Here is a 23701-nt window from a genome sequence, read left to right on the forward strand (position 1 = left end):
AAACCTATCGTCGGGGTCGTCCGGCAGGGCTCAGACATCTACGAGCGCCTCTATTCCCTGGGGAAGCGTCCCATCACGTGCCGCTTCGCCGAGGAACGACAACAGCGTGCCGCGGAAGGCCTGCGCGGCCCGGGTGGGCTCCACGTCCTTGCGGTGGGCGAGGGCGACCGTACGGCGCAGCCGGGGCAGCAGCGGCGTGCCCGTCAGCCCCGGCCGGTTCTCCAGCACCATCGAGGGTACGACCGCGATGCCGAGCCCCGCCTCGACGAACCGCAGCACCGCGTCCATCTCGCCGCCCTCCACGGCGAAGCGCGGCTCGAAGCCCGCCTGCCGGCAGGCCGCCAGCGTAGCCTCCCGCACGTCGTAGCCCCGCCGGAACATGACCAGGGGCCGTCCGCGCAGGTCCTCGATCCGCAGGTACGACCTGCGCCCTTCGGCCGACCTCGAGGCCACGACGAGGTTCTCGCTCAGGATGTTCTGGGTGACCAGGGACGGGTCGCTGCTCTGCAGCGGGAGGATGATCAGCGCCAGGTCGAGCTGGCCGCGGGCGAGGTCGCGGACGAGGTCGCGGGATCCGCCCTCCTCGACCTGAAGCTCCACCCCGGGGTAGTCGTGGTGGAAGCGGGCCAGCACGTCGGCCAGCAGCCCGGCGCACAGCGACGGGGTCGCGCCGAGGCGCACCCGCCCGCGCCGCAGCCCCGCCAGCTCCGCGACCTCGCGCCGGGCGGTCTCGGCGTCGGCGAGCATGCGCCGGGCGAGCGGGAGCAGCGCCTCACCCGCGGGGGTGAGCGTGACATTGCCCCGCGCCCGGCTGAACAGCGGCGCGCCCAGCTCGGTTTCGAGGCTCTTGATCTGCTTGCTCAGCGACGGCTGAGCGACCCGCATCCGCTCGGCGGCCTGGGTGAAGTGCCGCGTCTCTGCCACGGCCGTGAAGTAGGCCAGTTGCTGGAGCTGCACGGCTCAATAGCCTAGGACTATCGCCGGAGCCGGGCCGATGCGGGTCCCGCACCGGGGCGCGCGTGTGAGTTTCGTCGCACAGGATGTGACCTTCGGCCCTTGGAAAGCCGTACAGGACAGAGCGCATAGCCGTCGGCTATCGAAACCACGCCCCCCATGACTTGGACGCCTGAAAACCGCGAACCTAGCGTCTGTCTATGTGACTGCCACTGTTGACCACTCTGTGGACCCCCCCTCTGTGGACAGGGGCTCGGCGACCGCGCCGGTTCCCGTGAACGACGCACCTCGCAAGCCCGCCGGGGCGGGGCCGCGCACGGCCGGCCGCCGCGGTGTGCTCGGCACCTCGGCCGGTAGGAAGGCCGTCATGGCCGTCACCGGTGCCGCCCTCGTGCTCTTCCTGATCGCCCACATGCTGGGCAACCTCAAGGTCTTCATGGGGGCCGACTCCTTCAACCACTATGCCGAGTGGTTGCGCACCGCGGGGTCGCCCGCGCTGCCGAACCGGACCCTTCTGACGATCACCGAGATCGTGCTCGCGCTCTGCGTCGTTCTGCACATGTGGGCGGCCGTGTCGCTCGCCCGCCGGGCGGCCAAGGCGAGGCCCGTCAAGTACGCGGCCAAGCGGAAGTCGCAGGCCAAGGGCTACGCCACGCAGACCATGCGGTACGGCGGCGTGATCATCGTGCTGTTCGTGGTCTGGCACCTGCTGGACATGACGTTCGGCGCGGTCAACCCCAAGGGCGGCGACGCCACGCCGTACGACCGGATGGTGGCCGGCTTCCAGCCCGACCGCTGGTGGGTCACGGCGTTCTACCTGGTCGCCATGGTGATGATCGGCCTGCACCTGCGCCACGGTCTGTGGAGCGCGTTCCAGTCGCTCGGCCTGACCCGCCACCCCCGCTCACGCGGCGCGCTGCAGACGGGCGCCGCCGCGGTCTCCGCGGTGCTGGTGCTCGGGTTCGTCGTCGCGCCCATCTGCATCATGATCGGAGTGGTCAAGTGAAGTTCCGACGCCGCGACAAGGACACCGCGCCGGTCGTCGCCGGGCCCTACCGGGTCGGCGAGCCCATCCGCGACACCAAGGCGCCGGAGGGTCCCATCGAGGACCGCTGGGACAAGCGTCGTTTCTCGGCCAAGCTGGTCAACCCGGTCAACAAGCGCAAGCTGACCGTCATCGTGGTCGGCACCGGCCTGGCCGGCGGCTCCGCCGCGGCCACGCTGGGCGAGCTGGGCTACAAGGTCAAGTCGTTCTGCTACCAGGACTCGCCCCGCAGGGCCCACTCGATCGCCGCCCAGGGCGGCATCAACGCCGCCAAGAACTACCGCGGCGACGGCGACAGCGTCTACCGGCTGTTCTACGACACGGTGAAGGGCGGCGACTACCGCGCCCGCGAGTCGAACGTCTACCGCCTCGCCCAGGTCAGCGTGAACATCATCGACCAGGCGGTGGCGCAGGGGGTGCCGTTCGCCCGGGAGTACGGCGGCCTGCTCGACACCCGCTCCTTCGGCGGCACCCAGGTGTCGCGGACCTTCTACGCCCGGGGCCAGACGGGCCAGCAGCTCCTGCTCGGCGCGTACCAGGCCCTGGAGCGGCAGGTCGCGGCGGGGAACGTGGAGGTCCACACCCGCCACGAGATGCTCGAACTCATCGTCAGCGGCGGCCGGGCCCGGGGCGTCGTGGTCCGCGACATGGTCACCGGCGAGATCGAGACCCACCTCGCCGACGCCGTCGTGCTCGCCAGCGGCGGCTACGGCAACGTGTTCTTCCTGTCGACGAACGCCAAGGGCTGCAACACCACGGCCATCTGGCGGGCGCACAAGAAGGGCGCCTACTTCGGCAACCCCTGCTACACGCAGATCCACCCGACCTGCATCCCGCAGAGCGGCGACCACCAGTCGAAGCTGACGCTGATGTCGGAGTCGCTGCGCAACGACGGCCGCGTGTGGGTGCCGAAGCGCAAGGGCGACAGCCGCGCCCCCGGCGCCATCCCCGAGGACGAGCGCGACTACTACCTGGAGCGCATCTACCCGGCGTTCGGCAACCTCGTCCCGCGCGACATCGCCAGCCGCGCCGCCAAGAACGTCTGCGACGAGGGCCGCGGCGTGGGCCCCGGCGGCCTCGGCGTCTATCTCGACTTCGCCGACGCCATCTCGCGGCTGGGCCGCGACGCGGTCGAGAAGAAGTACGGCAACCTCTTCGAGATGTACGAGCGCATCACCGGCGAGAACCCGTACGAGGTGCCGATGCGCATCTACCCGGCCGTCCACTACACGATGGGCGGCCTGTGGGTGGACTACGACCTGCAGTCGACGATCCCCGGGCTGTTCGTCATCGGCGAGGCCAACTTCTCCGACCACGGCGCCAACCGCCTGGGCGCCTCGGCGCTCATGCAGGGCCTGGCGGACGGCTACTTCGTGCTGCCGACGACGCTCGGCGACTACCTCGCGGGAGCCGGCTCGTTCGGGCCGGTGGACGAGGGCGACGTCACGGAGGCCAGGAAGGCGGTCCAGGACAGGATCGACAAGCTCCTGTCCGTGAACGGCAACCGCACCGCGGACTCCTACCACCGCGAGCTCGGCCGGATCATGTGGGACTACTGCGGCATGGAGCGCACCGAGGAGTCGCTGCGCAAGGCGCTGGAGCGCATCCCGGAGCTGCGCGAGGAGTTCTGGAACAACGTCAAGGTGCCGGGCGACGCCGAGGGGCTCAACCAGGCGCTCGAACGCGCCGGCCGGGTGGCCGACTTCTTCGAGCTCGCCGAGCTGATGTGCATCGACGCGCTGCACCGTACGGAGTCGTGCGGCGGCCACTTCCGGGCCGAGTCGCAGGACGCGGACGGCGAGGCGCTGCGCGACGACGAGAACTTCTCCTACGTCGCCGCGTGGGAGTGGACCCCGGACGGCCCGGTCCTGCACAAGGAAGCGCTCGACTACGAGTACGTCAAGATGACCCAGCGGAGCTACAAGTGAACCTGACCCTCAAGATCTGGCGGCAGAACGGCTCGTCGGACAAGGGACGGATGGTGACCTACCGGGTCGAAGACGTCTCGCCGGACATGTCGTTCCTGGAAATGCTCGACGTGCTGAACGAGCGGCTCATCCTGGAGGGCGACGACCCGGTCGCCTTCGACCACGACTGCCGCGAGGGCATCTGCGGCATGTGCGGCATGGTCATCAACGGCGTCGCGCACGGCGAGCAGAAGCTCACCACGACCTGCCAGCTGCACATGCGGCACTTCAAGGACGGCGACGTCGTCACCATCGAGCCGTGGCGGTCCGCGGCGTTCCCGGTGGTCAAGGACCTCGTCGTGAACAGGTCGGCGTTCGACCGGATCATCCAGGCGGGCGGCTTCATCTCCGTCCCCGCGGGGTCCGCCCCCGAGGCGCACTCCGTACCGGTGCCGAAGGCCGACGCCGACGCCGCCTTTGACGCCGCGACCTGCATCGGCTGCGGCGCGTGCGTCGCGGCCTGCCCCAACGGCTCGGCCTCGCTGTTCACCGCGGCGAAGATCACCCACCTGGGCCTGCTGCCGCAGGGCCAGCCGGAGCGCGAGTCCCGCGCCCGCGCGATGGTCGAGCAGATGGACGCGGAGGGCTTCGGCGGCTGCACCAACACGGGCGAGTGCACGGCGGTGTGCCCCAAGGGCATCCCGTTCGACACGATCGCCCAGATGAACGCCGACTATCTCAAGGCCGCGTCCAAATAATGTCGGCGTAACGTCCGCGTCCCGGGAGCGCATGAGCCGCGCGGCTCGCACGGCTCATGCCTTCTCGGCGACATAATCCCCCCTCCTCCCGGGTAACGTGTGCTCTGTGTTGGCGTAACACGCCTGCCCTGATCCCGCAGGCGAGGGAGTGAGCATGCCTGTGTCCGGTTCTCGTTCCACTCTGAAGGTCGCGTCCGCGGTCCACGGCGCCGCCGTCGTCGTGCGCGTGGAAGGGGACCTCGACGCCGGCACCGTGCACCTGCTCCACGACGAGTTGCAGCGGGTCTGGGAGTCGCCGGAGGCATCCGTCCTGGTGATCGACGTCGCCGGGATCATGTTCTGCGACTCGCGCGGCCTGAGCGAGCTCATCTCCGCGTTGCAGCGGGGCCAGGCCATGAACGTCCGGCTGATCCTCAGCGGCGTGCAGGGCGTGCTGCACCGGGTGCTCACGATCACCGGGCTGCGCAACGTCTTCGAGCGGCACGACACGGTCGCCGAAGCGCTCAGCCAGGCCGCGGACGCCGGTCCGCGCCGCCCCAAGCCCGGCGACTCCGACGCCGGCTCGGGCGGTCTGTACGAGACCGCCGGCGATCGCTGAGCCGCCCGGGATCGCGTCACCGGTCCTCGAAGCCGGATTGCCTTGCCTCTCCTCTCCTGCCGGGGTAATTAGAGGTGTAACTTCTCTGTAGATCTTCCGTAGGGGGATCCTCGGACCGAGGACAGGGAATGACGACGAGACTTGGCGTCACGGTGAGCCATGAGGCGACACATGCTCTCGTCACCCTGACCGGCGAGCTTGACGTGATCTCCGGCGAGCGGCTGCGCGCCGTCTTGGGCAAGCTGGCGGACGAGGGCGTCACCCGGCTGGTGCTGGACGCCTCCGAGCTGACCTTCTGCGACTCCATGGGCCTGCGGCTGCTGCTGGAGTCGCACGACCGCGCGGTCGAGGCGGGCGGGTTCATGAAGCTCGCCGGCGTCCGGGGCGTCTTCCGGAGGATTCTCACGGTGACCGGGCTGCACGCCGCGTTCCCCATCTACGAGACGCTCCCCGACGCCCTGGCGGCGCTGGACGACTGACCCCGGCCGGGTCAGAGGGCGTTCCTGACCTCCGCCCGGAGCGCGGGCAGGTCGACCCCGGCGCCGACGAGGATGCGCGCGCCCAGGCTTTCGCCCTCCCGGATGAGGCCGAGGAGGATGTGGCCGTCGCGGATGTCCCTGCTCTTCAGCGCGAGGGCCTCGCGCAGTGCGAGTTCGAGCGTCTTCTTGGCATCGGGGCTGAACGGGGCGCGGCGTCCGCTGAGGAGGGCCCCCCGGCGGTTGCGGTGTGGCCCACGGTCGAGCGCCCCGACCCCGAAGACCTCCTCGATCTTCTCCCGCACGGCCGACAGGTCGATGCCGATCGTCTCCAGGGCCTCGGCGTCGATGTCCCCGCCCGTGGCGTCGCCGAGGATCTGGACGATCTTCGCCAGCACCCGCTCGTGATCGACGTCCCGCGCCATGAGGAGCCGGGCGGACAGCGTCTCCGGGCGGCTCAGCAGGCCGAGCAGCAGATGCTCGGTGCCCACCTGCCGGTGCCGCAGCCGCCTGGCCTGCTCCTCGGCGTGCGTGACGATCTGCCGCGCGTCTTCGGTGAACCGTTCGAACATCTACTTCTCCCGTCTCAGCAGTCCTCGGCCGCTCGCGTACTTCTTGTGCACCGCCTGCCGGGACACCCCGAGCAGGAGCGCGATCTCCTGCCACGACCACCCGGCGGTGCGGGCGTTCTCCACCTGCAGCGCTTCGAGCCGTTCCACCAGGAGCCGCAGGGCGCGTACGGCCCGCAGGCCGACGGCTGGATCGCGGCTGCCGGCGTCGCTCGCCAGCTGTGCCGTATCACTCATGCTGTCAACATAGGTTGACGCCGGGGGCGATGTCAACCTTGGTTGACGCGGGAAAACCATTTGCCGGGCGACCTGCGTGATTGCGAGCCTGGAACGACCATGCGCTCTCTTCCTGTCGCCGATCCCGGCACGCCCGACGCCCGCGGGCCGCTCCGCTACCTGTGGTGGGTGGCGCGCGGCCAGGCCGCCCCGATGGTGGCCGGAGTCGGCCTGGCGGTGCTGTGGTGGCTGGGACAGGCGCTCGTGCCGGCGGCCCTGGGCCGGGCGATCGACGCGATGACCCAGCGCGACACGGGCACGCTGGTGGAGTGGTCGGCGGTGGTGCTCGGCCTCGGCGTGGTGCAGGCGGTCGCGGGCGTCCTGCGCCACCGCTACGCCGTCTTCGTCTGGCTGTCGGCGGCGTACCGCACCGTACAGGTGACCGTGAGGCAGGCGGCCAGGCTCGGGGCGACCCTGCCGAAGCGACTGTCGACCGGCGAGGTCGTCAGCGTGGGCAACTCCGACATCGCCCACATCGGCAGCGCCATGGACGTCCTCCTGAGAGGTGTGGGCGCGGGGGTCGCCGTCATCGCGGTCACCGTGATCCTCGTCGCCACCTCGGCTCCGCTCGGCATGGTCGTGCTGGTCGGGGTGCCGCTGATGGCGGCCGCCGTGGGCCCCCTGCTCAAGCCGCTGCACCGGCGCCAGCACGAGCAGCGCGACCTGCAGGGCGACCTGGCCACCCGCGCGGGCGACATCGTGGCCGGCCTGCGGGTGCTGCGCGGCGTCGGCGGCGAGCAGGTCTTCGCCGACCGTTACCGCGAGGAGTCGCAGCGCGTACGGCACGCGGGCGTGCGGGTCGCCTCGATGGAGTCCCTGCTGGAGGGCGCCCAGACCCTGCTGCCCGGCGTGCTGATCGCCGGCGTGACCTGGCTCGGCGCGCACTTCGCCCTGGAGGGCCGCATCACCGCGGGTCAGCTCGTCGCGTTCTACGGCTACGCGGTCTTCCTGATCGCACCCCTGCGCACGCTGACCGAGACCGCCGACAAGCTCACCAAGGGGCACGTGGCGGCGCGCCGCGTCTGCCGCATCCTGTCGCTGGAGCCCGAGATCACCGGCGGTGACGGCCGTTTCAGCGTGGGGGATGGCATGCTCCGCGACGCCGAGTCGGGCGCCGAGGTCCGGCCCGGCCGGTTCACCGCGCTCGCGGCGGCCACGCCGGAGGACGCCGTCGCCGTCGCCGACCGCCTCGGCGGGTTCGCCCCCGGCCGCGTCACGCTCGGCGGCCGGCCGCTGGCCGAACTGCCGCTCGCCGAGATCAGGCGGCACATCCTGGTCGCGGACAACGGCGCGCGGCTGTTCACGGGACGGCTGCGCGACGAGCTGGACGTGCGGGGCACGGCCGGCGACGAGGAGATCCGCCAGGCGCTGTACGCCGCGTGCGCCGAGGACATCGTGGCGGCGCTGCCCGAGGGCCTGGACGCGCACGTCGCCGAGGCGGGCAGCGAGTTCTCCGGCGGCCAGCGGCAACGGCTCCGGCTGGTCCGCGCGCTGCTCGCCGACCCGGAGATCCTCATCCTGGTCGAGCCCACCAGCGCCGTCGACGCGCACACGGAGGCACGCGTCGCCGAACGGCTCGGCAAGGCGCGGGCGGGCCGCGCGACCCTGGTCTGCACGACCAGCCCGCTCGTGCTCGACCAGGCCGACCACGTGCTGTACGTCGAGGGCGGCGTGGTGCGGGCGGAGGGCGCCCACGCGGCGCTGCTGGAGGCGGAGCCCGGTTATCGCTCCACCGTGACCCGAGGGGAGGACTGAGCATGGCCCGCGAGATCCTGCCGGTCGCCGACCAGGCGCAGGTGCGCGCCTACGCGCGGCGGCTGACGTTGAAGTATCCGCGCGAGCTCGGCCTGGCTCTCGCCCTGCACGCGCTCGCGGCGGTCGCCGGCCTGTTCGCCCCCCGCATGCTCGGCGAGCTGGTGGAGGGCCTCGCCCAGGGCAGGGCCGATCTGCGCGTGGACACCGTCGCGCTGGCCATCGCCGGTTTCGTGGTCGCGCAGGGAGTGCTGATCAGGTTCGCCGTCTACGCGTCGTCGCGCCTGGGCGAGAAGGTGCTGGCCGAGCTGCGCGAGGAGTTCGTCGGCCGGGTGCTCGCGATGCCGCTCTCGACGGTCGAGCGGGCCGGCTCCGGCGACCTCCTCACCCGCACCTCCAGGGACGTGGACGCGTTGTCGCGCAGCGTGCGCCACGCCGTGCCCGAGACGCTGATCGCGGTCGTGACCGGCGCCTTCGTCGTGGGCGCCGTGGTCCTCGTCGGCCCGGTCATGGCCGTGCCCTCGCTCGTCGCCGTGCCGCTGCTGTGGGGGGCCACCCGCTGGTACCTCAAGCGGGCCAGGGACGGCTATCTGCGGGAGAACGCGGCGTACGCCGACATGACCGAAGGGCTGGCGGAGACCGTCGACGGCGCGCGCACCGTCGAGGCGCTGGGGCTGGAGGGCCGCCGCCTGGCCCGTACGGACCGGGACATCGCCCGGTCGTACGCCGCCGAGCGGTACACCCTGGGCCTGCGGATGGTGTGGTTCCCCGCGGTCGAGTTCGGCTACGTGATCCCGGTCGCGGCCACCCTGTGCCTCGGCGGGCTGTTCTCCATCGAGGGCTGGGTGACGGTGGCCCAGGTGACCACGGCCACGCTCTACGTCCAGCAGCTCATCGACCCGCTCGACCGGCTGCTTTCGTGGGTGGACGAGCTCCAGGTCGGCGGGGCCTCGATGGCCCGCCTGCTGGGCGTGGCCAACGTGCCCGACGACCGCCACGCGGGCGACGCCCGGCCGGTGGGGGAGGAGCTGAAGGTCAGCGGCGTGCGGTACGCCTACCGCCCGGGCCACGACGTGCTGCACGGCATCGACCTCGACGTACGCCCGGGAGAACGGCTGGCCATGGTCGGGCCCTCAGGGGCGGGCAAGTCCACGCTGGGCCGCCTCATCGCCGGGGTGCACGCGCCGGGGAGCGGGTCTGTCACGGTCGGCGGGGTGCCGCTGGTCGAGCTGCCGCTCGACGAGCTGCGCGGGCGCGTCGCCCTGGTCACCCAGGAGCACCACGTCTTCCGTGGGACGCTGCGCGACAACCTCCTCATCGCGCGGCCGGACGCCTCCGACGCGGAGGTGCGACGGGCGCTGGAGGCCGTGGACGCCTGGGACTGGGTGGCCGCCCTCGACGGCGCGCTGGACACCGTCGTCGGCTCCGGCGGCGCGGCGATCTCCCCGGCGCAGGCGCAGCAGCTCGCGCTCGCCCGGCTGGTGCTGGCCGACCCGCACACGCTCGTGCTGGACGAGGCGACCTCGCTGATCGACCCGCGGGCCGCCCGCGACCTGGAGCGGTCGCTCGCCGCCGTGCTGGAGGGCCGTACGGTGATCGCCATCGCGCACCGGCTGCACACGGCGCACGACGCCGACCGGGTGGCCGTGGTGGAGGACGGCAGGATCAGCGAGCTGGGCTCCCATGACGAGCTGGTGGCGGCGGGCGGCGCCTATGCCGCGCTGTGGGACAGCTGGCACGGCGCCGCCCGCTGACTCAGCCCGGGTCTCAGCCCAGGTCGAGCGATTTCCTGAGGAAGTCGAGCTGCAGGAGCAGCAGGTTCTCCGCGACGACCTCCTGCGGGGTCATGTGGGTGACGCCCGACAGGGGGAGCACGGTGTGCGGGCGGCCGGCCGCGAGCAGGGCCGACGACAGCCGCAGCGTGTGCGCCGCGACCACGTTGTCGTCCGCCAGGCCGTGGATCAGCAGCAGCGGGCGCTCCAGCTTCTCCGTGCTCCTCTCGGTGCTCTTCGCCGCGTCCTCAAGGAGGGACGAGCGCTCGTAGTGCCCCTCGTCCGGGTGGCCGAGGTAGCGCTCGGTGTAGCAGGTGTCGTACAGCCGCCAGTCGGTGACCGGCGCGCCCGCCACGGCGGCGTGGAACACGTCCGGGCGGCGCAGCACCGCGAGCGCGGCGAGATAGCCGCCGAACGACCAACCCCGGATCGCCACCCGCGACAGGTCGAGGTCGCCCGGATGCAGGGCCGCCACGCCCTGCAGGGCGTCCACCTGGTCCTCCAGCGAGATCGTGAAGTCGTGCAGCATCTCGCGCTCGAAGGCCGGGCCGTGCCCCGGCGTGCCCCGTCCGTCGGCCACCACGACCGCGAAGCCCTGCTCGGCCCACCACTGGGACTCCAGGAACATCCGCCGGGCCGACAGCACCCGCTGGGCGTGCGGCCCGCCGTACGGGTCCATCAGGACGGGCAGCGGGCCCGAGCCTGGCACGTGCCACGAGGGCAGCAGGACCGCCGTGGACAGCTCGCGCGAGCCCGCGCGGACGAGCGACACGCGCGGCTCAAGGCCGGGCCGCTCCGCGACCGACCTGATGGAGACCTGCCCGGCCGACACCGCCATGCCCTCGGTGTCGAGGCTCTGCCGGGCCACGAGCGTCAAGCCGCCCGCCCGCCGGCCGGAGTGGACGCCCGGCTCGGTGGTCACCGGGCTGATGGCGCCCGCCGAGTAGGTCCACAGGTGGATCTCGGTGGGCTCGCCGCTCGCGGAGAAGAGCACCGTGTCGCCGTCGACGTCGAGCACCGCCCTGACCTGCAGCGACCGCGGGGTGACCGGCTCGTCGCCGACCACGAGGCGGTGACCGCCTTCGGAGTCGGCGGCCCACACCAGGGTGCCGTCCGACAGGCGGGCCGGGACGCCGGGGACGATGTCCACCCAGGCGGGATCGGTGTCCTCGCGCAGGAGCGTCGTCTCACCCGTGCCGGGGTCGACGGACAGCAGGCGCATGCTCCGCTGGTCCCGAGACAGCGTGACGATCGCGAGACCGTGGGAGTCCCAGAGCGCGGTCACCAGGTACTCCTGCTCGAACGGCACCGCCGTACGCGTGCCGTCCAGGCCGATGACGTGCAGCGTGACCTCGGCGTTGGCCGTGCCCGCGGCGGGATACCGCTGGGGGACAGGTTCCCTGGAGGGGTTGGCCGGGTCGGCGATGTGCCAGAGCCCGACCGGAGACTCGTCCACCCGGGCCACGAGCAGGCGGTCCCCCGAGGGCGACCACCAGTAGCCGCGCATCCGGTCCATCTCCTCGGCCGCGACGAACTCCGCCAGGCCGTAGGTGATCTGGTCGCCTTCCGGCTCCGCAAGCGTGCTGTCAGCGCCGGTCGCGATGTCCAGGACGTGCAGCGCACCGCCCGTGACGTACGCGACCCGCTCGCCGGCGGGGTCGAGCCGGGGGTCGATCACCGGCCCGGCCGCCGGGAGCCGCCGCGCCTCGCCCGACGCGAGGTCGGTCAGGTAGAGGTCGCCGGACAGCGCGAAGACGGCCCGCCGGACCTCGCGGTCCGTGGCGTACGCAACCACGCCGCCCGCCGACTCCCGCGACCGCTCGCGGCGGGCGCGCTCCTCCGGCGGCAGGTCCTCGTCACCGGCGCCCAGGGTGAGGGGATCGACGACGAGCCGCTCGGCTCCGGACGCGACGTCCAGCTCCCACAGGCAGGTGACCGGATCGGTGCCCGACCTCGTCCTGAGGAAGGTCACCCGACCGCCGTCAGGGGAGATCGTGAAGTTGCGCGGCACTCCGAGGGTGAAGCGCCGGGTCCTGGCATGCAGCCGTGGGAAGCTCTCCGTCATAGCTCCTCATCCTGCCAGCACGGTGGCACTACCCTCAGAGGCATGACTGACCGCCGCCTGCTGCTCGTGCACGCCCACCCCGACGACGAGACGATCGGCACCGGGGCGACCATGGCGAAGTACGCCGCCGAAGGCGCGCACGTGACACTCGTGACCTGCACGCTGGGCGAGGAGGGCGAGGTCATCCCCGCGGAGCTCGCCCACCTCGCGGCCGACAGGGACGACGAGCTCGGCCCCTACCGCGTCGGCGAACTGGCCGCCGCGTGCAAGGCGCTCGGCGTCACCGACCAGCGGTTCCTCGGTGGGGCCGGCCGCTGGCGCGACTCGGGCATGATGGGCGCCGCGACCAACGACCATCCCGGCTGCTTCTGGCAGGCCGATCTCGACGAGGCCGCCGGCGAGCTGGTCGCGGTGATCCGCGAGGTCAGGCCCCAGGTCCTCGTCACGTACGACGAGAACGGCTTCTACGGCCATCCCGACCACATCCAGGCCCACCGCGTGGCCTGGCGGGCCTTCGAGCTGGCCGCGGACCCCGCGTTCCCCGGCGGGGAGCCGTGGCGGATCGCCAAGTTCTACCTCACCGCCATGCCGAAGTCGGTGCTGCGGCGGACGATCGAGACCATGCGCGAGGCCGGCATCGGCTTCTGGGTGCCGGAGTCGGCCGATGACATGCCGCAATGCGCGGACGAGGACGTGACGACAGAGATCGACGCCCGGCCGTACGTGGAGGCCAAGCTCGACGCGATGCGGGCGCACGCGACCCAGATCGCCGTGGACGCGCCATGGTTCGCGCTGTCCAACGACATCGGCCAGCAGGCACTCGGGGTCGAGCACTTCATCCTGCGGGCGGGGGTCCCCGGGCGGCCCGGCATCGGCGCTCCGCCCGAGGTCGGCGGCCTGGGCGAGCCGTACGACCGGGAGACCGACCTGTTCGCCGGCATCGGCTAGGTTGGGTGATATGACCCAGGAGACGCAGATCGGCGTCGAACCCACCGAGAACACCCCGGGCCCGCTGTCCGGGGCCGTGACCGGTGCGGCGTACGGTGTGCTCTTCCTGCTCGGCGTGGTGCTCGGCGTCGTCGGCGGCTTCCAGCACGGGTGGTACGTCGGGCAGGTGCCGATCGCCGCGATCGCCTGGCTGGCGGTGCTGTTCGCCGTGCCGTACGCCATGGGCAGGCTGACGGGCGGCAAGCTGGGCGCGCTCGTCCCCGCCGCCGGCTGGCTCCTCGTGTCGTTCCTGCTGGCCACGCCGCAGCCGGCCGGAGATCTCGCCGTCGCGGGCAACTCGGCCGGCTACTGGTACTTGTACGGCGGCGCCGTCGCCGTCGCGGCGGCCGTGGTCGTCACCCGCTCCAGCGGTTCGTGGCTGCTGAGGTCGTACGGCCGTGTCTGAGACCGGCCGTGTGAGGCCGGCGTGCTTGTCCGGGCGCGACCTGTCGCCGATCCTGGGGACATGCGGCGCTCGCACCGGATCCGGCAGGTCGTCAACTACCTGAACCTCTCCACGCCCCTCGGGCTGCTGATCGCGCGGCTCGGCCGGGCCCGCACCAGAAGAGGGGAGCGTGGCCTCGTCTACGCCCACGGCTACCGCATCCCCTTTCCCGTCGCGGGGGCGTTCACCGTGGGCAACGTGGTCCTGACCAAGCACGGGGATGGTTATCTCACCGGCTGCCTGCTCGACCACGAGTCCCGTCACGCCACCCAGTACGCGTACTGCGTCGGCCTGCCGATGCTCGTTTTGTACGTGCTCGCCTCGGCTGTCTCGTACGTCCTCTGCGGCCACCCGGCCTCGTGGAACCTCTTCGAACGGATGGCCGGTCTCGACGACGGCGGATATCCCCGGGTGCACCCACGGTGGAGGAGGTCGCGTTCCGTCTGAGGGTGGAGGCGGCGCACGTGGAATCCGCCGGTCGCAGGAGGAATATTTCCGGCCCTGTGGGGATCATGGAGAGCGGAAGGGAGTTCCCCATGTCACAAACTATCCAGCCGGAAAGCGCTGAATCTCCCGTTTCTCCCGTTCCTTCTGTTAACGCTTCTGCTGTTTCTCCGGTTCTGCCCATTCCGGTGCCGGATGTGGCGAAAAGTCCCCGCCGGTGGCCGTCCAGCTTCGCCGACCGGCTAACCGCCCCCCTCCCGGACTTCCGCGAGGTCACGAGCGTCATGTGGCACGGGCAACTGCGGCCCGACATCGGCGACAGCGACCAGATTCCCGTACGCCGTGTCGGTCTGCCCCGCGCCGCCGCCACCGAGACCGTGGCGACCTGGGTCGGCCATGCCACGTTCGTCCTGCAGATCGGCGGGCTGACCGTGCTGACCGACCCGGTATGGTCCCGCAAGATCCCCGGCGTGCGCCAGCGGCTGACCCCTCCCGGCGTAGCCTGGTCCGACCTGCCCAAGATCGACGCGATCGTGATCAGCCACAACCACTACGACCACCTGGACGCGCCCACGATCCGCCGCCTGCCGAGGGACACGGCCGTCTTCGTGCCGGCCAGGCTCGCGGGATGGTTCCGGCGGCGGGGCTTCCGCCACGTGACCGAACTGGACTGGTGGGAGTCGGCCCGTCTCGGCGACGTGACGTTCGACTTCGTCCCCGCCCACCACTGGAGCCGCCGTACGCTGTGGGACACCTGCCGCACCCTGTGGGGCGGATGGGTGCTCACCTCCCCGGACCACCGCGTCTACTTCGCCGGTGACACGGCCTACGGGGAGCGGTTCGCCCAGATCGGTGAGCGTTATCCCGGCATCGACCTCGCCCTGATGCCGGTCGGGGCCTACGAGCCGCGCTGGTTCATGAAGGTCTCGCACGTCGACCCCACCGAGGCCGTCCAGGCCTGCCTCGACGTCGGCGCGCGGCGGATGGCCACCATGCACTGGGGCACGTTCGTGCTGTCCGGCGAGCCGCTGCTGGAGCCCGTACGCCAGGCTCGCGCCGTATGGGAGTCGCGCGGCCTCGACCCCGCTGACCTGTGGGATCTCGCCATCGGCGAGAGCCGTACGCTGCCGTGACGGTAGGACGCTTTCGGCGGGGCACGCTCTCGGCGTGCGCTTCCGGCGGGGCGTGGGCAGTGCCGGACGACCCCTTGGCACAATGCGGGCATGAGTTTCGCGACCGCTGATCTCTACGACGCCCACGGCGACGCGCTGCGCAGTTGCGTGACCCAGTTCCGCTCGTACGGTGCCTGCGCGCGATTCTCCGGTCAGATCTCGACCATCCGCTGCCTGGAGGACAACGCGCTCGTGAAGCAGGTGCTCGCGACGCCGGGCGCGGGACGCGTCCTGGTGGTCGACGGCGGCGGATCACTCCGCACGGCGCTGCTCGGCGACATGATCGCCGCCTCCGCCCTGGAGAACCACTGGGCCGGCGTAGTGATCAACGGCGCCGTGCGGGACACGGCCGCCCTGTCCACGCTCGACCTCGGGATCAAGGCGCTCGGTTCCAATCCCCGCAAGAGCGCGAAGACCGGCACCGGGGAACTCGACGTCCCGGTGACCTTCGGGGATGTGACCTTCACTCCGGGCCATTGGCTCTTCGCCGACGAGGACGGCATCCTCGTCAGCGACCACCACCTCACCATCTGAGCTGCCTCTCGCGCTTCATCCGGGTCCTCGGTCGGGTCGGCATGGTGCTTGGCCGGGTTGGTCATGGTGCTTGGCTAGGTTGGTCATGGTGCTTGGCCGGGTCGGTCACTGCGCTGGAAGGAACCTCCGGTCCTCGCGAAGCCCGCTCCGCTGGGCCTTCGCTGCGGTCCTCGTTCCCTTCCGCTCCGCTCCCTCCAGCCCGGGAACCCCTCCAGCCTGGGAACCCTCCAGCCCGGCGAATCCCGCCAGTCCGGCGATTTCCTCCAGCCTGGATGTGCGCCCCGCGCCCCTAGCTAGTTCCTCATCGGCCGGTCCCGCTATACCTGCATCCGCCTGGTGCGGCCGTGGTAGGTGAAGGCCCAGCGGTCTTTGCCGGTTTGGCGTCTGGTGTAGCGGTGGGGGTGTTGGTAGCGGTCGCGGTTGTGGAACTGGCAGGCCGGGCCGAGGAGTTTCAGGTCGGTCAGGCCGCCGGTGCTCCAGTTGTCGGCGTGGTCGATCTGGCACATGGTGGCGGGGAGCGGGCAGCCGTCGATCCAGCAGGTGGCGTAGCGGGCGAAGATGGCCCGCCGCTGGGCGGGGGTGGCGAGGCGGACTTTGCGGCCCATGTCGAGGACCTGGCCGTCGGCGTCCATGACGATCCGCATGAGGGTGGAGGTGCGGGCCAGCCGGTGCACGCCGGTGACGGGCAGCACCTGCCCGGTCGCCAGCAACAACCCCGGCACCATCCCCAACCCAACACCCAACCCCGCACCCGGCCCTGCTCCCCGTGACGCCCCCGGCGAGGTCCCCGGTGCTGCTCCCGGTGTCTGTTCGCCGCGCGGGGTCTGACCGCTGCCCTGCTCACCGCTGCTCTGCTGACTGCTGCTGTGCGCATGCGGGACCTCCCTCGCAGGCCGGGGCCCGGCGTGGGTGTGGTGGGCATGGGTATCCCCCGGAGGATCAGGTGAGCGCCGGTCACTCCACCGCCACTCCCGCGATCTCCGCTCTTGCCTACGCCTCGCGCTCTCCTGCGGCTCCTCCTGCTTGGGCCAACCCGGCTGCGGCGGGCGCGGCGAGTCCTGCTGTGGCTTGCTCCGCTCCTGGTCGCTGTGCCGCTGGTCGCTCTGCTGTGGTTCCTGCCGCGACTCGTTTTGCCCGGTCCTCGCCTGCGCGCGGTCGGTCGCGTCGCCGCCGTGCTCCCTGTCGCGGAGGCCGGCTGAGCCGCCAGACTCAGTGCCAGCCGCACTGCCAACCGCGCCGCCGTCCGTGCTCGCAGCTGTGGTGTCGGCGTTGGTCGTGTCGTACTCGCCGGGAGCGCTGGTGTGCTCGCTTCCCCGGCCGACCGGCGCGACCTCGGCCTCCCCGGCGTCCTCGGCGTCTTCGGTGTCTTCGGTGTCGTCCATGTCGTTGGCATCAGCGGCGTGCCGGTCGCTCTCATCCGCACCGGCATCCTGCGCGCCGTCGCCGCTGCCGTCGCTGTCCTGGTTGTCCAGAGTGTCTTCGAGGGTCCCGGCCTGCTCGGGGGCTTCGGCGGTCTCCGTCGCCGGGTCGGCCGCAGGGTCCGTGGTGGGCTCGCTGGTGGGGTCGGGGTCGCTACCCGACGCGGGCTCGGGGTCGGGGCCTGCTTCCGGCTCAGGGTCGGTGGGGAGGGACTCGGCGTTGACCAGCACCAGAAGCTCGGTGGTGATCTGCTGTTCCAGCAGAGCGATGAACGCGTCCGCCTGACGCTCTGCCAATGACCGGTCATCGCCCTCCGCCCGTGGCCGGGCGTAGGCGTCCAGCAGCGCCCGCAACCGGGCCGCCGCCTCACGCGGCAGATAGAACTCCCCCTCCAGACCCCCGCCCTTGCCCGGGCGCACCCGCAACGACCGCCGCGCGTAGTCGGCCCGCTCGTCGCACTCCTCGCCGTCGGGGTCCAGCACCGCCCGCAGATACCGCCCCGCCTTGGCCACCTCCGCCGCGCCCGCCCGCCCCGCCAACTCCACCAAGATCGGCTCGGCCAACCCCGCCTGCTCATCCGAGAGCCCGGCAACGGCGGCGCAGATCGCCTCCACCACCCCCGCCGCCAACCGCCCGGCGGCGAACATCTCCCGCACGGTGGGCAGCCGCGCCAACTCAATCCCCAAGGTGAGCAGGCGGCCCGCACCCCCGACCGTCATCCCCCCGGCGGTGCGCAACCAACTGCGGGTGGAGGCATGCCCATGCTGTCTGGCCAGCCCCGCCCGATGCACCCGCCCGACGCGGTCGGCCAGCGCGCACGTGATCCGATCGCGGGCGAACAGCAGATCCTCGGCCTCGGCCAGGCAGATCTCGGGCGTCTCGGGGACCGGCGCCAAGGCCAGTGCCTGCGCCGACTCCCGCAACGACCCCACCAGCACCCACGACGACCGAACCCGCCGATCACCCCCACGACCGGCACCCGCCTCAGTAGAACCACCGGCACCGGCATCAGGACCACCGGCACCGGCATCGGCAGGACCGGCACCACCGGCACCATCCGGTGCGGCAGCTCCGGCGGCCCCACCGCCCGTAGCCCCGCTGCCAGGAGGGCCGCTGGCGGTGGTCCCGCTGGCGGTGGCCTCGTCGGCAGGGGCCCCGGCGTTGTCCACGGGCTTGTCGCGGGCGAGGGAACCGTCCGTGGACCACAAAGGAGAATCAGCGATCAGCCGATCCCACCAGCCGTCATCTCCGCTATTCGAACGATGGTGGCGCTCAGGATCGAGATCGGACAGATCCATCGCACCTCCCAACGTGATTCGAACTCTTGTGTGAATTCTTTCACGTCAGTGCCCCACCAACACCTCTGAGCAGGCGATTTGTTGGAGCGACAGGTGGGGAGGGCTGCGCCGTCAGATCCGGCCGATGTCGGCGGGCAGGTCGAGGGCGAGCACGTGGTCGAAGTGGAGGAAGGTCTCGAACTTGGAGCCCGGCGTGACCGACTCGTCGGCTTCCAGGTCGCGCAGCAGGCGCAGCGCCTCCGGGGTGTCGAGGTCGTCGTCCAGTGCCCGCTGGACGCGCTCGGCGTAACCGCCGTCGATCGGGCGGCTCGGCGATTCCGCCCATTCGGCCACCCGTCGCCGGAGGCGGCGCAGTTCCTCGTCGGCGGCGCGGAGCGCGTCCCATGTGAGGTCGACCGGCCGCCGGTAATGGTGCTGGAGCAACGCGAGCCGTACGGCGAGGGGGTCGAGGCCGGCGGCGGCGACGCCGGACAGCGAGATGACGTCGCCGGTGCCGGCCGGGCGGCCGTCGAACAGCAGGCGCCCGGAGTGTGCCCAGCGGGCGGCGGCCTCCTGACCGGTCGCGGCGTTCGACTGCGCCCGCGCCCTCTCGTGGTGGGGGAAGCACAGGTCGGCCGCGCCCACGTACAGGTCGAACCGTGTGCCGAGGAACCGCAGCGGCGTGGCCGAGCACTCGATGTCACGGCCGGGGAGCCCGCGGCCCCAGGGCGCGTGCCACACGGCCCCGGCGCCGTTGCCCGTCGAATCCTTCCGGGGCTCCCAAAGGGGCCAGTCGGACACCGCGCCCTGCGTGCCGGAGATGTCGCCGTACGCGGGGTAGGAGGCCGCGTCGAAGAACACCGCACCCTCGGGGGTCGCGTAGGCGTGGCCGCGCTCGATGAGCCGGCCGATGAGCTCGACCACCAGGCCCATGGTCTCGCTGGTCCTGGGGGAGTGGTCGGGAGCGCGCATGTTGAGCGCGAGCGCGTCGGCGTCCAGCGAGGCCCCCTCTCCGTCACGGAGGTCGGAGACGTTGCGGCAGGCGAGCACCAGCAGGCCGGACCGCTCGGCGACGCGGCGGACCAGGTCGGCGAGCAGGGCGGGGCGTAGGTCGGCGAGACCGGCGGTCTCGTGCGCGGTGCAGGTGTAGACCCGCAGGGTCCGCGCGCCGGTGGGGGCGGCAGGCACGACCTGCCGGGTCAAGGTGTCGTGGAGCCGCAACATGGTCCGAGCCTATGTGCTGCCCCCGACATGCCTTCACCCGCAGTCAGGTCAGGAATGTCAGGATGTCGCGGTCGCCTCGGTCGCGCAGGCGGTCGATGACCTCCTCGCGGGCCACCCCCTCGGGCAGGCCGATCCTGGCGCCGATGAGCCGCAGGCCCTCGGCGTCCGACGCCACCGGAGCGGTGTACCCGATGAGGTGCAGCGCCTGGTTGATCGCGGGCAGCGCGGCCCCCGAGGCGGGCAGGAAACGGGTCAGCAGTTCGCCGCCGTCGGAGACGGTGAGGAAGACGTGATCGCCCTCGGACGCGTTGTACTCGGCCAGCACGTGCCTGATCGAGCCGATCGTCGGCTGGTTGTGCCAGCTGATCACCACCTCGCCCGACGCGGTGGAGGCCGTGAGCTGGCCGCCGGGCGCCATGCCGAGGTGCGCGGCGAAACCGGTCGGCAGCGGGGAGCCGGAGCCGCGCAGGTGCTCGGCGTTCACGTCCACCCGGTGCCACCAGCGGCCGTCCCTGCTGCGGAAGCAGCGGCGGGTCATCGACACGTCACGGCGCGGCTGATACGGCTCGGCCTGGTCCTGGGCGGCCACCCTGATGTAGCCGCGCTGTGTCCGCTCGAACCCGGGTCCTCCGGCGTACGCCCTGATGGAGCTCTCGCTCACGTCGTAGCGGGAGGTCAGGTTGTCCACCACCGTGCTCACGGACGCCTCACCGCCGGCGCGCTCGATCTCGCGGGTGATCATCTCCCGGATGCCGAGGTACTCGTCGCCGCCCCAGCGCCGCAGGCCGTACTTGCTGCGGTCGAGCCGGATGAACCGCTCGTCGGAGGCGAGCTGGTTGCGGATGCCCACGAGACTGTAGTCCTCGCCGATGCGCGTCTGGATCTCCTCGGGGCTGAGCGGCGAGCGGACCACCGTCAGCACGGCCTCCGTCTTGTCGCCCATGCTGCGCGGCCAGGGGACGACGTGGCCGTCCAGTACGCGCAGGTGCGGCACGGACGCGAGCCAGCGCTCGGCGACGTCCTCCCTGACGCCGAGCTGGGCGACCAGGGAGACCGCCTCGTCGAGCGGCCGGGGACCGTCGGCGAACAGTTGCCTGGTCTTCTCCCTGAGCTCGTCCGCGCCGCCGGAGACGAGCCAGCCGTCCGCCTGCTCGTACCCGGTCAGCAGCGTACGGACGAAGCGCCAGGCGGGGATGGCGAGCGTGCTCAGCTCGGTGCGGTGCCACGGCACGGCCGCCGTGAGGTCGTCGGCGGGCACGGCGGAGCCGAGCCGGGTGCGCAGCCAGGCCAGGTGGGCGTTCAGCGGCGCGGCCGCCGGGCCGTTCAGCCAGTGCATCACGTGGTCGCGCAGGTCGCGCTCTATCTGCCTGATGCGCTCGCGGGTGACGGAGAAGCGCTGGGCGAGCTCGTCCAGGGTGGCCCGCTGGGAATGGCCGGTCTGCTGGGAGGCGTCGAAGTAGAGCCGGTCCCGCGCGATGGCGCGCTGGCGGTCGTCCAGCCGGGCGAAGATCTCGTCGATGATCTCGGGCATCGGCCGCTCTGGGACGGCGGGCTGGACCGGGGCCCCGGTGGGCTCGCGGGCCGGCTCGGTGGCCAGCAGCTTGTCGATCACGTCGACGTACAGCTCGTGGACGCTCTCCCGCGGGCCGGGCGTCTGGAGGCTCTCCTCGGGGTGGGTGAACCTCAGCAGCGGCAGGATGTCGCCGAGGACCAGGTGCGCCCAGCAGGCGATGGTGAGGTCGGCGAGCCGGGAGGCGACCTGGCCGGTGCCCACGGCCGCGCAGGCCCGGTCGAGGGGAAGCGCCTGCCACCACGCGTCGGGAAGACCGGGGTCGCTCGCGATCGGCTCCACCTGGCTGGGCGCGGTCCAGCGCAGCGGCGGCACGATGTCGCTAAGGCTCAGGTTCATGCAGGTCCAACCGGCAAGGGGAATATATCCGCAGTTCAGACTATGGGATCCGAAGTCAGGCCGGGATGAAGGGACTTGCTCGGCCGGAATAAGACACGTAGAGCAGTTCCCCCGCCCGCGTACACGCCACGTAGAGCAGCCCCCGTTCGCGTTGCAGGTCGTGCGCCCGGGCCGTCGGGTCCTCGGCGGCCGGGGTCAGCGCGTCCGGCGCCGGCACGATTCCGTCAGCCACGCCTATCACGGCCACGCGACGGAATTCCAGCCCTTTCATGCCATGAAGGGACGTGACTTTGACCGTGATGCCCGCTTCGCGTAAGGCGGTGCGGGCGGTACGCACGAGGTCTGTGGTGCGTGCGGCCACCGCGATCTGGGCGGTCGGCACCCCCTCCTCCAGCCATTCGGCCACCGTGGAGACGAGCCCGGCGATCTCCGCCTCCGCGCTCACGTACCCGCGCACCACCGGACGGGGGCCGTGGTCGAGCGCGCGGTAGCCGTACATCGCGGCGTTGCCCGCGACCAGGCCGTCGGCGGGCCCGCCGCCCCTGAGCCGCACCGCCCACGAGAGGATCTCGGCGGGCAGCCGGTGGGAGATCTTCAGATGGAAGCGACGGGCGGGGATGCCGACGTCCGCGAGCGCCACCCGCGCGTCGAACATCCGCTGGTGCGGGTCTCCCAGGATGAACAGGTCGTTCGGGGCCGGGGGGACCGCCGCCCGCAGCAGCCGCCACTGCGCCGGGTGCAGGTCGTGCGCCTCGTCCACCACGATGTGCCGGTACGGCTCGCGCCCCGGCGCCTGGTCACCCAGCAGGTCGCCGACGGCCCGCCCGAGCAGGCCCGCCGCCTCGGAGGCGAGCTGGAGCAGGGTGCGCCGGCCTGACTCGCGCAGCCGCCGTATGACGTGCTGGACGGCGTCCCACACCGTCGTCCTCGCGTCGGCGTCCAGGCGGACGCTGCGGCCGGGCCGGGCGGCGACCTGGTATTCCTCCAGTGTGCGAAGGTCCTGCGCGAGGATCACCTGCTCCCACTCCCGCAGCAGGAAGGCGCTGCCGAAGCGCCCGACGGCGGCCTCCTGCCACAGGCCCGCGAGGTCGTCGGAGGAGACGAGCGCCGGGGCGCGGCCCTCCGCCTCGGCGACGATGCGGTGGGCGAGCCTGTCGACATTGCCCACCTCGACGCGCTTGCGTACCGCCTCGTCCTCGATGATCATGTCGAGCCGCGCGGACAGCTCGGTCGCGAGGCCCTGCGAGAACGTGACGAGCAGCACGGGACCGGTGGCCGCGCGGGCCAGCAGGGCGGCCCGGTGCAGCGCGATGACCGTCTTGCCGGTGCCCGCGCCCCCGGTGATCAGCACCGGCTGCTCGTACGCGGGCCAGGTGGCGTACGTGTGCTGCGGCGGGTACAGGAACGTGCACCAGGTGGGCAGCGTGAGGATGCGGTCGAGATCCGCGGCGTCGGCGGCGAACACGGCCCGGTCCGGGCTGCGCCGCAACGCCGCGTGCAGGTCCTCGGCGTCGACCTCCTCGGTGACACGGGAGCGGCAGGCGTCCAGTTCGCGCCAGGCCGCGGCGAGCGACCCGCCGCGGGCGAGCGCCGCGAGCGGCGCGTACTGGCTGTGCGGGAGCATCGGCTCCACGGCCGCGAGATGGGACTCCGACGTCATCAGCCGCAGCAGCGGCAGCAGGCGGGCGTCGACGCCGATGTGCAGCAGGTCGGTGTCGCACCAGTCCTCGAAGAGCGGGCGCCCGCCCCGCTCCGACGCGCGGCGCAGGGCCGGCGCGATCCGCTCCAGCGCCTCGGCGTCCCAGACCTCGACGATCCCGATCGCCGTGTTCACGCCGACCCTGTGCCGCTGGGCGTACGACCACGCCTCGGCGTCGGGGAGCACGGTGAGCAGCCAGTAGACGTCCTCCTGCCGCACGACCACCCCCCGGTGGCGGTCGGCGAGCCGGAGCGTGGCCACGCGGGGATCGCGGCTGTTGCGCACCCTCTCCGGGTGCGGCGCGGCGGACACGTTCAGCAGGAACCGGCGTACGGCGACCGCGACGTCGCCGCGGACGGGCCGGGTGAGCGCGCCGAGCCCGCGCAGGAACTCCGGGGAGATCGCGAGCCGGGGCATCG

20 protein-coding genes are annotated in these 23701 nt (G+C 72.0%); 12 read left to right on the forward strand and 8 right to left on the reverse strand.

The window, feature by feature from the left end:
* Positions 1-30 precede the first annotated feature (30 nt).
* Positions 31-957, reverse strand: a complete 927-nt coding sequence (locus tag HHX31_RS14195) for a LysR substrate-binding domain-containing protein (protein ID WP_169948712.1) — start codon at positions 955-957, stop codon at positions 31-33.
* 331 nt (positions 958-1288) lie between these two features.
* On the opposite strand from HHX31_RS14195, the gene HHX31_RS14200 reads away from it, so the two are divergent.
* The 5 genes from HHX31_RS14200 to HHX31_RS14220 all read left to right on the forward strand — a co-directional run bounded on the left by HHX31_RS14200 (position 1289) and on the right by HHX31_RS14220 (position 5741).
* The gene (locus HHX31_RS14200; RefSeq protein WP_311931794.1) at positions 1289-1960 is read left to right on the forward strand and encodes a succinate dehydrogenase cytochrome b subunit; all 672 of its coding nucleotides are present in this window, start codon (positions 1289-1291) and stop codon (positions 1958-1960) included.
* Positions 1957-3927: a fumarate reductase/succinate dehydrogenase flavoprotein subunit gene (locus HHX31_RS14205; protein WP_169948714.1), complete on the forward strand. Its 1971-nt coding sequence runs from the start codon at positions 1957-1959 to the stop codon at positions 3925-3927. Before HHX31_RS14200 ends, HHX31_RS14205 begins: the two co-directional genes overlap by 4 nt.
* On the forward strand, positions 3924-4664 hold the full coding sequence (locus HHX31_RS14210; RefSeq protein ID WP_169948715.1) for a succinate dehydrogenase/fumarate reductase iron-sulfur subunit: 741 nt from the start codon (positions 3924-3926) through the stop codon (positions 4662-4664). Before HHX31_RS14205 ends, HHX31_RS14210 begins: the two co-directional genes overlap by 4 nt.
* Positions 4665-4818: 154 nt before the next feature.
* Positions 4819-5262: an anti-sigma factor antagonist gene (locus tag HHX31_RS14215; RefSeq protein ID WP_169948716.1), complete on the forward strand. Its 444-nt coding sequence runs from the start codon at positions 4819-4821 to the stop codon at positions 5260-5262.
* Positions 5263-5390: 128 nt separating this feature from the next.
* Positions 5391-5741, forward strand: coding sequence for an STAS domain-containing protein (locus HHX31_RS14220; protein WP_169948717.1), 351 nt, complete (start codon positions 5391-5393; stop codon positions 5739-5741).
* Between the two features lie 11 nt (positions 5742-5752).
* Here the strand turns inward: HHX31_RS14220 and HHX31_RS14225 are convergent, their stop codons facing one another.
* Positions 5753-6310 carry a Clp protease N-terminal domain-containing protein gene (locus HHX31_RS14225; RefSeq protein WP_169948718.1) on the reverse strand — a complete coding sequence of 186 codons (558 nt, stop codon included), beginning with the start codon at positions 6308-6310 and terminating at the stop codon, positions 5753-5755.
* A complete protein-coding gene (locus HHX31_RS14230; protein WP_169948719.1) occupies positions 6311-6544 on the reverse strand; it encodes an RNA polymerase subunit sigma-70 in 234 nt (77 codons plus the stop codon).
* A gap of 99 nt (positions 6545-6643) precedes the next feature.
* On the opposite strand from HHX31_RS14230, the gene HHX31_RS14235 reads away from it, so the two are divergent.
* Together HHX31_RS14235 and HHX31_RS14240 are read left to right on the forward strand one after the other, a co-directional pair.
* A complete protein-coding gene (locus tag HHX31_RS14235) occupies positions 6644-8338 on the forward strand; it encodes an ABC transporter ATP-binding protein (RefSeq protein WP_169948720.1) in 1695 nt (564 codons plus the stop codon).
* 2 nt (positions 8339-8340) lie between these two features.
* Entirely contained in the window at positions 8341-10089 is a 1749-nt protein-coding gene (locus tag HHX31_RS14240) for an ABC transporter ATP-binding protein (RefSeq protein WP_169948721.1), read from the forward strand.
* Between the two features lie 13 nt (positions 10090-10102).
* Here the strand turns inward: HHX31_RS14240 and HHX31_RS14245 are convergent, their stop codons facing one another.
* On the reverse strand, positions 10103-12172 hold the full coding sequence (locus HHX31_RS14245) for a DPP IV N-terminal domain-containing protein (protein ID WP_169948722.1): 2070 nt from the start codon (positions 12170-12172) through the stop codon (positions 10103-10105).
* 42 nt (positions 12173-12214) lie between these two features.
* Between HHX31_RS14245 and mshB the strand changes: the two genes are divergently transcribed.
* The 5 genes from mshB (at position 12215) to rraA (ending at position 15754) form a co-directional block, all read left to right on the forward strand.
* On the forward strand, positions 12215-13120 hold the full coding sequence (gene mshB / locus HHX31_RS14250; protein WP_169948723.1) for an N-acetyl-1-D-myo-inositol-2-amino-2-deoxy-alpha-D-glucopyranoside deacetylase: 906 nt from the start codon (positions 12215-12217) through the stop codon (positions 13118-13120).
* Between the two features lie 10 nt (positions 13121-13130).
* A complete protein-coding gene (locus HHX31_RS14255; RefSeq protein ID WP_169948724.1) occupies positions 13131-13565 on the forward strand; it encodes a DUF6113 family protein in 435 nt (144 codons plus the stop codon).
* A gap of 60 nt (positions 13566-13625) precedes the next feature.
* Positions 13626-14051 carry a hypothetical protein gene (locus tag HHX31_RS14260; RefSeq protein ID WP_169948725.1) on the forward strand — a complete coding sequence of 142 codons (426 nt, stop codon included), beginning with the start codon at positions 13626-13628 and terminating at the stop codon, positions 14049-14051.
* A 194-nt stretch (positions 14052-14245) separates the two neighbouring features.
* On the forward strand, positions 14246-15181 hold the full coding sequence (locus HHX31_RS14265; RefSeq protein WP_311931781.1) for an MBL fold metallo-hydrolase: 936 nt from the start codon (positions 14246-14248) through the stop codon (positions 15179-15181).
* A gap of 90 nt (positions 15182-15271) precedes the next feature.
* On the forward strand, positions 15272-15754 hold the full coding sequence (gene rraA / locus HHX31_RS14270) for a ribonuclease E activity regulator RraA (protein ID WP_169948727.1): 483 nt from the start codon (positions 15272-15274) through the stop codon (positions 15752-15754).
* A gap of 317 nt (positions 15755-16071) precedes the next feature.
* On the opposite strand, the gene HHX31_RS14275 is transcribed toward rraA, so the two are convergent.
* From HHX31_RS14275 to HHX31_RS14290, 4 genes are all read right to left on the reverse strand, one after another.
* The gene (locus HHX31_RS14275; protein ID WP_211589664.1) at positions 16072-18105 is read right to left on the reverse strand and encodes a DUF222 domain-containing protein; all 2034 of its coding nucleotides are present in this window, start codon (positions 18103-18105) and stop codon (positions 16072-16074) included.
* Positions 18106-18582: 477 nt separating this feature from the next.
* Entirely contained in the window at positions 18583-19674 is a 1092-nt protein-coding gene (locus HHX31_RS14280) for a cysteine--tRNA ligase (protein ID WP_169948729.1), read from the reverse strand.
* 43 nt (positions 19675-19717) lie between these two features.
* The gene (locus HHX31_RS14285; protein WP_169948730.1) at positions 19718-21583 is read right to left on the reverse strand and encodes a sigma factor-like helix-turn-helix DNA-binding protein; all 1866 of its coding nucleotides are present in this window, start codon (positions 21581-21583) and stop codon (positions 19718-19720) included.
* Between the two features lie 55 nt (positions 21584-21638).
* Positions 21639-23699 carry a UvrD-helicase domain-containing protein gene (locus HHX31_RS14290; protein ID WP_169948731.1) on the reverse strand — a complete coding sequence of 687 codons (2061 nt, stop codon included), beginning with the start codon at positions 23697-23699 and terminating at the stop codon, positions 21639-21641.
* Positions 23700-23701: the final 2 nt, after the last annotated feature.

It is taken from the genome of Microbispora sp. H11081, from assembly GCF_012999535.1.
Classification (GTDB): Bacteria; Actinomycetota; Actinomycetes; order Streptosporangiales; family Streptosporangiaceae; genus Microbispora.